General features: G+C 67.6%; 6 protein-coding genes. All 6 read left to right on the top strand.

Annotated features, from left to right (window positions below):
• A partial coding sequence (locus NTX40_09865; GenBank protein MCX5649383.1) for an AEC family transporter occupies positions 1–1,030 on the top strand: 1,030 nt, incomplete at its 5' end.
• 215 nt (positions 1,031–1,245) lie between these two features.
• Positions 1,246–2,085 (top strand): hypothetical protein, encoded by an 840-nt coding sequence (locus tag NTX40_09860; protein ID MCX5649382.1) that lies wholly within the window; start codon positions 1,246–1,248, stop codon positions 2,083–2,085.
• 122 nt (positions 2,086–2,207) lie between these two features.
• Complete coding sequence (locus NTX40_09855) at positions 2,208–2,627, top strand: response regulator (GenBank protein MCX5649381.1); 420 nt, start codon at positions 2,208–2,210, stop codon at positions 2,625–2,627.
• Positions 2,628–2,637: 10 nt separating this feature from the next.
• Entirely contained in the window at positions 2,638–3,621 is a 984-nt protein-coding gene (locus tag NTX40_09850; GenBank protein MCX5649380.1) for a DUF362 domain-containing protein, read from the top strand.
• A 281-nt stretch (positions 3,622–3,902) separates the two neighbouring features.
• On the top strand, positions 3,903–4,121 hold the full coding sequence (locus NTX40_09845; GenBank protein MCX5649379.1) for a DUF2283 domain-containing protein: 219 nt from the start codon (positions 3,903–3,905) through the stop codon (positions 4,119–4,121).
• A 40-nt stretch (positions 4,122–4,161) separates the two neighbouring features.
• Positions 4,162–4,908 (top strand): 4Fe-4S binding protein (locus NTX40_09840; GenBank protein MCX5649378.1); only part of this gene is annotated, 747 nt, incomplete at its 3' end.

The raw sequence follows: 4,908 nt of genomic DNA, 5'->3' as shown, positions 1-4,908 counted from the left end.
CGAGTGGGCCCCGCGCCTGATGAGCGCGGCCATCATCGGGTGCGACGCCCCGATCGCGTGGCTGGCGGTCTGGTACCTCGCGATCCAGCCCGACGTCTGGAAGGTGCCCGTCGCCGGCGCGATCGTCGCGGTGGCGACGAGCCTCGCGGGCCTCGAGATCGGCCGGCGCCTGCGCCTGCCGCCCCAGGACCGGGCCGTCTTCGGCCTTCAGGGCGGCATGGGGAACATCGGCTACACGCTGGGTGGGGCCTTGTGCTTCGCCCTCTGGGGCATCCAGGGCCTCGCCCTCGAACAGATGTTCTGCATGATGTGGCCGTTCTACGCCTTCCTTTTCTGTTTTCCGATCGCGCGGCACTACGGGGAGCGTGCGGCAGGGGCGGCCCGCGAGAAACCTGCGATGAGGGGTGGCACGGCGGGTCTTGCCCCGCCGTGCGCCTCACACGGCCAGCCCCTTCAGTCCCGGCGCGCCGGGACACGGCCGGGCAAGGCCGGCCGTGCCACACGTGCGCCGAAGCCGCCGGCCTGGCGCTACGCCGCCGGCGTGCTCCTCCGGAGCCTGACGGACCTCCGGAGCCTTCCTCTATATATGGTGACGCTGGGCCTCGTGCTGAACGTACGGGGCGTCGCGCCGCCGGAGGCCATCCGCCGGTGGCGCGTCATCGACGGCCTGATGGTCCTGGGGATTTTCCTTCAGTTCGGCGGCGTGGGGCTGACGGTCGAGGCGCGCCGGCTGCCGGCGTTCTGGAAACCGGCGCTCGGGACGGCGGCACTGAAGTTTCTCCTGAGCCCGGCCCTGATGCTCGGCGCGGCCCTCCTCCTGGGCCTCTCGGGCGTGCCGCTCTATGTCTGCCTGCTGCTGGCGGCGATGCCGACCGCCCTGTACTCGGTTCTCATGGCCAACCTCTTCGGCCTGAACAAGGACCTGGCGAACGCGACCTTTATCCTGACGCACCTCGTCTGCCTGGGCTTGGTGCTGGCGGCCATCATCGTGTGGGGAGCGGGCGGCCTCAGGGCGCTGGGCGGCGGATGAAGGCCGGGCTCCGCCCTTGACGGCCGCCGCGGCGGGCCTACGATGATGACGGGGCACGAATGGAGGAGCCTGGCGATGCGGATTGCCCGCTGGTGCCTGATGACCCTCGTGGGAGCCCTCCTGGTCCTCGTCTCCGTGTGCGCCGGCTGCAAGCCGGGCTGAGGCTAGCCCGTCCGAGCGGCCACGGCGGCCGCTCACCCAACCGAAAGACATTCATGGCCCGCCTCTCGATACGGATACTCCCGGCGCTCGTCGGCCTTGGGATGGTGCTGGCCGGTTGCAGCGGACCGGAGCCGCCGCCCGCGGCCGAGAACCCCGCAACGGGTGAACACTTTACCTCGCCGGCCCCGCCCGCGCCGAAGCCTCCCGCGCCTCTCCGCGACTACAAGGCCGTCGCGGTTTTCGTCGCCCTTTGCGACAACGCCCACCAGGGCATCGTGAAGGTGCCGGCCGCGCTCGGCAACGGGCAGGACCCGGCAAACAACCTGTACTGGGGCGCGGCGTACGGCGTGAAGACCTTTTTTTCGAAGTCGCCGCACTGGGCGGCCACGCCGTGCATCGCCCGGTTCGAGCATGACGCCGTCCTGGAAACGTGCGGGTTCGCGAGCCGGGGACCCGGCCCCACCGTGTACGTTGCTTTTCACGCTTACGACGGCGCCCGGATGAAAGAGGCCCTCACGGATTTCCTCGAGGACGCGGCGGGAAAGAGTGGCGGCCTCGTGGACCTCGTCTGCTTCGTCGGCCACAACGGGCTGATGGACATGCAACTGGAATCGTACCCGTCGCCGATGGGCGAGAGGCATCCCGCGGCCGTGGTCCTTGCGTGCAAGAGCCGCGACTACTTCCTCGAGCCGCTCCGCAAGGCGGGCGCCCAGCCGATCGTCACGACGACCGGTTTCATGGCGCCGGAAGCGTACACGCTGGACGCGATCATTCGGAGTTGGGCGGCGGGCGACCCGGCCGAGACCGTCTGCCGAAACGCCGCCGCCGCTTACGCCGAGTACCAGAAGTGCGGCGTGCGTGCGGCAGAGCGGCTGTTCGCAGCCGGTTCTTAGGAACCGGCCGGCGCGCTGCGAATCCACGGAGTCGGTTCTGATTTCGGAGGCTTTGGTTGACGGCGGGCATCGGTCGGTCGTAGAATAACGGGGTGGCCAGCGTTTCCCGGAAGGGGTCCATCATGGCGAACGAAACAGCCGGCAAGTACAAGATCCTCGTCGTTGACGACGATGCGGATATCCTCAGCACAATGGTCCTGTCGCTGGGGGAACTGGGGCAGACGATTCTGACGGCCGGCGACGGCCAGCAGGCGCTCGACACGATCGAGGCCGAAAAGCCCGACATCGTCGTCCTCGACATCATGCTGCCGAAGCGCGGCGGCTTCCTCATCCTCCAGCGGATCAAAGGCAAACGCGAGATGAAGGGCAAGCGGCCTCTCGTCTGCATGGTGACCGGCACAGGCGGTCAGCGGCACCAGCAGTTCTCCGAGCAACTCGGCGTGGACGATTATCTGGCCAAACCGTTCCCCCTCGACAACCTGGTCGAGATCGTCCGCGGATTCATCGAAGCCCTGGACGCGGGAGTCGAGGACGCCAGATAGGAGCACGAACATGACGTGGCACCTGACACGGCGGACATTTCTGCGGGGCGCGGGCGCGGCCGCATGCGGGGCGGCGGCCTCTCTCGGCAACGAAAGCCGCGCGGAAGAACCGCAGGCCGAAAGGATGCGGGCCCGGCCTCATCCGCAGGCCGAAGCCTGGAAAAATCGCATCGGCCTTGCCGAGAAGCCGGCCGACCCGGGCGCCGGCGTCCAGACGGCCATCGAGAAGTTGTGCGGGCCGGACGGCGTGCGCACGTTCGTCCGGAAGGGCGACCTCGTGGTCATCAAGCCGAACATGTCGTGGGCCCAGCCGCCCGAGATGGGCGCCAACGTCCACCCGGACATCGTCGCGCGGGTCGTCACCCTGTGCCGCGAGGCCGGCGCTCGGCAGGTGAAGGTCTTCGACAACGCGGTGGGGACGGCTTCGCAGTGCTACGAGTTCAGCGGCGTCGAGTCGGCGGCGCGGCGCGCCGGGGCCGAGGTCGTCGTCTGCGCCAGCCACCGCTTCCGCACCGTGCAGTTCGACGACCCGCGCGTGAAGAACCTGAAGGAATGGCTGATCTACGAGGACGCGCTGGCGGCCGACGTGTTCATCAACATCGCCGTCGCCAAGGTCCACAACCTGGCGCACGTGACGCTCTGCATGAAGAACCTGATGGGAACCCAGGGCGGGAACCGCGGAAAAATGCACCAGGGCATTCATCAGAACCTGGCGGACTTGAACGTCGTCGTCCGGCCGACGTTCAACATCCTCGACGCCACGCGCGTCATGATTTCGAACGGGCCCAGCGGCGGGCGCGCCGAATACGTCGTCCCGGGCGGCAGGATTCTGTGCGGCACAAGTGCGGTGACGGTCGACGCCTGGGCCGCCGACCCGTCGAACCTGCCCTGGCCGAAGGGGCATCACGACCTCGCGGCCGTCGAGTGCATCGCCCTCGGGGCGGCGGCGGGATTGGGCGTGGCCGACCCGAGCCGCATTGAGGTGGCGGCGTAATGGGCGAAGAGACCGCCAAGCCGATACGTCTCTCCGAACATGCCGCTCGCTACGCCCTCACAAGAGGCTTTGAAGCCGCCGAGGTCCGGCGAGCCATTCGCGAGGCTCCCTGGCAACGGGCCGAAGGAAACAGAATGGAGTGCCGGTTGGATTTCCCGTATAATAACACTGGAATGGCCGACGATATGCTACGAAGAGGGTCCGACCGTTTTTTGTTGAGGAACCGGACGAGATCGTGGTGGTGACCGTAATCACCTATTACTTCTGACGGAGACGGCCCGATGAAGATTATCTACGACCGCGACGTGGACGCGATCACCATCACGTTCCGAGAAACCACCGTAACCACAAGGGAATTGCGCGAGGGACTCTTTCTTGACCTGGATGCGGAGGGCCGGCTCGCCGGCATCGAGATACTCGATGCGAGCAAACGACTCGGCGGGAAGGGTCCGGTAACACAGGCCAGCCTGGTTGGAATCTCGTTCAAGGAAGCGTCGTGAATCCCCTTCTTCTCAACGCCAAAACCAGAGCGTCAACGTAATGGCCAAGCAGGGCGTACGGCCACATCCGCTGCACATCGCGCGCGTCACCGTTCAACTCCTGTTGCTCGCGCTCTTTCTCGGCCTGCTCCTCTGGACGGTCCGCGGGTCGGCGGTGTCAGCCCATCCGTGGCTCGCGCGCCTGTTCCTGATTTCCGATCCGCTGGTCCTCGTCGGCGCGGCGCTTGCGGGAGCGTTCGCGACGGCGCTCCTGGCAGCGCTGGCGGTGGTCGGCCTGTCGCTCCTCGCGCCGCGGGCATATTGCGGATGGATCTGCCCCCTCGGAACCCTCCAGGACGTGGCCGACAAACTCCTCTTCCGCCGGCGCGACCGGTCGGCCAACCCGGCCCCTCGCCTCAGGCAGGTGAAATACGGCCTGCTGGCGGCCCTGCTGGTGCTCGCGGTCTTCGGACTGGGCGTGTACGGCTGGTTCGACCCGATCTCCATCATGACCCGGTCGTTCGGGACGGCGCTCGTGCCGATCGCCCAGGACGCCGGGAAAACCGCGCTCGTCGCGGCTGAGAAGGCCGAGATGCCGGGCGCGGCCGGGGCGTACGACTGGGCCCGCGCCCACCGGCTGATTTCGGACGACGCCAATTTCAAGGAAGGCGGCCGGTGGGCCGCGACGCGATGGGGATGGACGTTCGTCGCCCTGCTGCTGGCGGTCCTTCTCGTACAGGCCTACCAGAAACGGTTTTGGTGCCGGAACCTCTGCCCGCTGGGGGCCCTGCTGGGCCTCGTGGGTTCC

The sequence above is a fragment of the Planctomycetota bacterium genome, assembly GCA_026387035.1.
Classification (GTDB): Bacteria; Planctomycetota; Phycisphaerae; order FEN-1346; family FEN-1346; genus JAPLMM01.
This window is presented reverse-complemented; position numbering and strand designations above follow the sequence as displayed.

Coding starts and splice junctions, on each gene's coding strand:
- NTX40_09860 (MCX5649382.1), top strand. CDS start 1,246: ATGGCCCGCCTCTCGATACGGATACTCCCGGCGCTCGTCGGCCTTGGG.
- NTX40_09855 (MCX5649381.1), top strand. CDS start 2,208: ATGGCGAACGAAACAGCCGGCAAGTACAAGATCCTCGTCGTTGACGAC.
- NTX40_09845 (MCX5649379.1), top strand. CDS start 3,903: ATGAAGATTATCTACGACCGCGACGTGGACGCGATCACCATCACGTTC.
- NTX40_09850 (MCX5649380.1), top strand. CDS start 2,638: ATGACGTGGCACCTGACACGGCGGACATTTCTGCGGGGCGCGGGCGCG.